The sequence below is a fragment of the Nocardiopsis sp. TNDT3 genome (assembly GCF_003427465.1).
In the GTDB taxonomy this organism is placed as follows: domain Bacteria; phylum Actinomycetota; class Actinomycetes; order Streptosporangiales; family Streptosporangiaceae; genus Nocardiopsis; species Nocardiopsis dassonvillei.
In genome coordinates this window covers 1-3,339 of record NZ_QPFC01001270.1, presented here as the reverse complement: position 1 = coordinate 3,339, position 3,339 = coordinate 1, and the positions used below count along the sequence as shown (strand labels likewise).

General features: G+C 74.7%; 4 protein-coding genes. All 4 read left to right on the top strand.

Features of this window, described 5'->3' with window-relative positions:
• The first annotated feature begins 159 nt into the window (after positions 1–159).
• A complete protein-coding gene (cpaB, locus tag DQW06_RS26710; RefSeq protein WP_019606758.1) occupies positions 160–951 on the top strand; it encodes a Flp pilus assembly protein CpaB in 792 nt (263 codons plus the stop codon).
• A 3-nt stretch (positions 952–954) separates the two neighbouring features.
• Positions 955–2,370 carry an AAA family ATPase gene (locus tag DQW06_RS26705; protein ID WP_071621466.1) on the top strand — a complete coding sequence of 472 codons (1,416 nt, stop codon included), beginning with the start codon at positions 955–957 and terminating at the stop codon, positions 2,368–2,370.
• Positions 2,354–2,773, top strand: coding sequence for a pilus assembly protein TadE (locus DQW06_RS26700; RefSeq protein WP_083555204.1), 420 nt, complete (start codon positions 2,354–2,356; stop codon positions 2,771–2,773). Before DQW06_RS26705 ends, DQW06_RS26700 begins: the two co-directional genes overlap by 17 nt.
• A 161-nt stretch (positions 2,774–2,934) precedes the next feature.
• Positions 2,935–3,303, top strand: a complete 369-nt coding sequence (locus DQW06_RS26695) for a TadE/TadG family type IV pilus assembly protein (RefSeq protein ID WP_071623136.1) — start codon at positions 2,935–2,937, stop codon at positions 3,301–3,303.
• Positions 3,304–3,339: the final 36 nt, after the last annotated feature.

The following is a 3,339-nucleotide window of genomic DNA, read 5'->3' as shown; positions in this document are numbered from 1 at the left end:
CCTCCCCCTCCCTCCACCGACCGACCGCAGGGTCCGCCGTTCACGGGCCGCGCCCCGCGCCCCGACGCGCCCCGGACCTACTCCCGTTAGGGACCGACACCGCGCCCCCGAGGCGAGCGGACGGCCCGCGACGACACTGGAAACGGAAAAGCCACCCCTATGAACCCCCGTCAGCGACGCGGCGTCCTGCTCATGGTCGTTGCCGCTATCGGCGCCGTCGCCGTGTTCGCCTCCGTGTTCACCTACCTCAACAGCCAGCAGGAGCGCCTCGGCGAGTTCGCGACCGTCCTGCGGCTGACCGAGGCCGTGGACGCCTACCAGCCCATCGGCGAGGAGTCCGTGGAGCGGGTCGAGGTGCCCAGCATGTACTTCGACCCGGAGGTCTTCCTCACCGACCTGTCCCAGGTGGAGACCCCGGCCGACCAGCAGCTCGTCGCCGCCTCCCACCTGGAGGCGGGCGTCTACCTCCAGCGGGGCATGGTGCAGCCCCAGCCCACCCTCACCGCCGGGGAGCGGGAGATCGCCATCATGGTCAACGCCGAGACCGGTGTGGCGGGCAAGGTGCGGCGCGGGTCGTTCGTGGACATCTACGGCACCTTCCCGGCGCGCGACCACGGCGAGGCGTGCGCGGTGCGGGTCATCACCGAGGTGGAGGTCCTCGACATCGGTGAGCTGCGCACCCAGGAGGAGGAGGGCGGCGGCGTGGCCGGGGTGGTCCCGGTGACCTTCCGCCTGGACCCGCAGGCGGCGCTCCGACTCGCCTACGCCGAGGACTTCTCCAGCGGGCTCAGGCTGGCCCTGGTGAGCGCCGACGGCGGCGGCACCCCGGAGGAGTCCGAGTTCTGCAGCGGGGACTTCGACGACCTCGTCGCCGGGGGAACGGCCGACGAGAGCACGACACCGGACGAGGGCGGGGCGGCCGACGAGCGGCGCGCGCCGCATGGGGGGTAAGCGTTGAACTTCCGTGTCCTGGCGGGTATGCCGACCTCGGAGTCGGAGATGGTGCTCGCCGCGCGTTTCGAGGAGCTGGGCAGCGCCTCCCTGGTGGCCTCCAGGGCCACCACGACGGCGCTGATCGACGCCGCCGGGGAGTTCCCGGAGATCGACGTGGTCCTCATCCACCAGGATCTGGGCCCGGCGCCGGTGTTCGAGGCCGTACGCGACCTGTCCCACCGCCATCCGCAGGTGGCGATCCTGCTGGTGTCGCCCACGATGGACCCCGACACCTTCACCGGGGCCATGGAGGCCGGGGCGCGCGGGGTGATGCCCGACGACTGCGGGATCGCCGAGCTGGAGAGCCGGGTCACCAAGGCCGCCGAGTGGTCGCGCACGCTGCGCCGCCACCTGGAGTCGGCGTCGATGGACCTGCCCGCGTCGGGCGTGCGGGGCCGGATCGTGGCGATCAGCGGCGCCAAGGGCGGCGTGGGCACGACCACGTGCGCCGTGCACCTGGCGATGGCCGCGGCCGCCGCCGAGCGGGTGGTGTGCCTGGTCGACCTGGACCTGCAGACCGGCGACCTGCCCGCGTTCCTCAACCTGCGCCACCGCCGCTCCATCAGCGACCTGGTCGAGGCCGGGGACAACATCACCCCCGGCATGCTCGCGGAGACCCTGTACGTGGACCCGCGGGGTCCGCACGTACTCCTCGCCCCCGAACACGGCGAACGCGGCGAGGACGTCGGCGCCAGCGCCGCCCGGCGGGTGCTGAGCGCGCTCCGCTCCCGGTACGAACTGGTGGTGGTGGACTGCGGGTCCACCATGAACGAGGCCACCGCCATGGCGGTCGAGCTGGCCGACAGCGCGGTCGTCACCGTCACCCCGGACGTGCCCGCGATGCGCGGCGCCCAGCGGCTGATGAGCATGTGGGAGCGGTTGCAGGTGCGTTCGCACACGGACGTGTACTCGCTGGTCACCCGGCACAGCCGCAAGAACGAGATCCAGCCGGACTTCCTCCAGCAGCTGCTGGGCACCCGGGTGCTGCGCACACCGGTTCCCGCCGCCTACCGCGCCCTGGAGCCCGGGGAGAACAACGGCGACCCGACCAAGGTGACCGACGAGGGGCTGCGCAGGGCGTTCTCGCGGCTGGCCGCGGAGCTGGACCTGCTGAATCCGCCCGCGCAGCCCGGTGGCGGCGGGGGTTCGGCCACCCCGCCCGCGGGGCTGGGCAGGTTCGCCTCCCTGTCCGAGCGACGCGGCGGCGGACCGTCCACCCGTGACGTGTCCGGCTTCCTCAACGCGTCGGGGGCCAACCCCTCGCGCGCGGCGGCCAACGGGCAGGCCTCCGTGCCGCCGCTGGGCCAGCCCTTCGGCGGGCGCCCGGGTTCCGGGCCGCACGGCGGCGGAGGGGGACGCGGTGGCTTCGGGAGCTGAGCCCGGCCTCCGACGGGGGCGGCGCGGCGACCGCGGCGGGGTCATCGTGGAGTTCGCCGCGGCGGTGCCGTTCATGATGCTGGCGCTGGCCCTGGTGTGGCAGGTGCTGCTGCTCGGCGTCACCGCCATGTACGCCTCGCACGGCGCCGCCGAGGCCGCCCGTCAGGCCGCCGTGACCCCCGACGACATGGCGCGTGTGGACGAGGAGGCCCGCAAGCGCGTCCGGCCGCCGTGGGACGGGGCGGACGTGATGTCCGTGGAGATCGTGGAGCGCGACGGCGCGCGCTACGCCCGGGTGACCATGGCCATGCCCATCTTCCTGCCCGGGGCCTCGGGGCCCTGGGACGTCACCGGCGAGGCCCGCGTGGTCACCGAGGTCGAGCCGCGGGGGGCCACACCGTGAGCGCGCGACCGGTCGGGCGGACCGCTCCGGGCCGCACCCGCCGAGGCATCGGGGACCACGACCCCCTGCCCGGGGTCCAGCAGGGCGCCGAAGGCCGGGAAGGGCGGCGTCCGCCGGCCGGGGACCGCCGGGACGCAGGGCACCGCGGAGCGCGGCGCCTCCTGCTCGGGGGCCGACCGCGCCGGGACGGCGACCGGGGCGGCCCGCTGCTGGAGTTCGCCGCGATCTTCCCGATCCTGCTCCTGGTCGCGGTCATCGCGATCGAGGCCTTCCTGGCCTTCGTCGCGGTCGAGCGGCTGGAGTCCGCGGCCCGCGCCGGTGCGCGGGTGGCCGGAGCCGAGCGGTTGGAGGGCGCGGAGGCCGCCGCCCGCGCGGCGCTGCCGTCGTGGCTGGACGAGGCGACCGTCACCAGCGGCGTCAACGAGCACGAGGGCTTCTACGTGGAGGTCTCGCACCCGCTGCCGATCGTGTTCTCCGCGGCGGGCTTCGACCTGACGCTGACCCGGCGCGTGGAGATGCCCGATGTGTGAGGTCGGGGCGGTGCGCCGCGGGCGCCGGGGCACCGC

Excerpts from the sequence above, each read along its gene's own strand:
- cpaB (WP_019606758.1), top strand. The coding sequence starts at position 160 with ATGAACCCCCGTCAGCGACGCGGCGTCCTGCTCATGGTCGTTGCCGCT.